Source organism: Streptomyces graminilatus, from assembly GCF_001418565.1.
Classification (GTDB): Bacteria; Actinomycetota; Actinomycetes; order Streptomycetales; family Streptomycetaceae; genus Streptomyces; species Streptomyces graminilatus.
This window is the reverse complement of the sequence record NZ_LIQQ01000806.1, coordinates 1-1,059: the sequence shown is the minus strand read 5'-3', so window position 1 is coordinate 1,059 and position 1,059 is coordinate 1. Positions and strand designations below refer to the sequence as shown.

Genomic DNA, 1,059 nt, shown 5'->3' with positions numbered 1-1,059 from the left:
AAGAGACAGCCACCAGCCCGCCGCCAGGCACCCCCTACCGGTCTTTAGCCGGGCCAAAGCGTCAGGCCCGACCATCACCGCAGGGCGGATCCCAGGACCCGGGCCGTGCGGCTCGGCGGCCCGGCCGTCCCTGGGTGAGCCAACCGAAGATGGGAGAACCATGCGCTGGGAAAGCGTTTACGTGGCGGGGACGGGGGCCTGGCTCCCCGAACCGTTCTCCGCCCGCGCCGCCGTGGAGGCGGGTGACTACGATCCCGAGCAGTTCGAGGCGGACGGCCTGCTGTCCGTCCGCGTGGCCGGCGACGACGTCGCGCCACCCGACATGGCGGTGCAGGCCGCCACGACCGCGCTCAAGCGGTCCGCCCTCGCCCCGGAGACCGTGCGCCTGCTGCTGCACAACTACGTCTGGTTCCAGGGCCAGAACATGTGGCCGGTGGCGTCGTACGTCGCGGACCACGCCGTCCACTGGAGCGTGCCGGCGTTCGAGGTGAAGCAGGAGTGCAACGCGGCGATCGCCTCGCTGGAGCTGGCCGCCCGCCAGCTGACCACCGAGGCCGACGACGCCGCCGTGGTGCTCACCACCGCCGACCGCTTCGCCGAGCCGCTGATCAAGCGCTGGAGTGCCGAGGCCGGCCTCGTCTACGCCGACGGCGGCACCGCCCTGGTGCTCTCCAACCGCGACGGTTTCGCCCGCGTCCTGTCGACCGCGACCCGCGCCGACAACCGGATGGAGGCGCTGGCCAGGGGCGCGGGCCTCGCCCCGCTGCCCTCTCAGGAGCCGTACGACCACGCCGAACGCTTCGCCCACTACCTGCGCTCCGGCGGCGGAAACATCCGCGAGGCCACCGACCGCCTGATCGCCATGGTCAAGGGCGCCGTCGACGACGCCCTCGCGGACGCCGGGACCGAGCGCGAGGACATCGCCCACGCCGTCATCCCGACCGGTGGCCGCAGCAAGATGACCTGGCAGGCCGAGCAGTTGCTCGGGGTGCCCGAGGACCGCACCACCTGGGAGTTCGGCCGCCGCACCGGACACCTCGGCGCCGGCGACCAGTTCGC

The 1,059-nt window shown here is 73.0% G+C and carries 1 protein-coding gene; it reads left to right on the top strand.

Annotation, left to right across the window (positions count from 1 at the left end):
- Positions 1–160: 160 nt before the first annotated feature.
- Positions 161–1,059 (top strand): ketoacyl-ACP synthase III family protein (locus tag AOK08_RS41750; protein ID WP_055535790.1); only part of this gene is annotated, 899 nt, incomplete at its 3' end.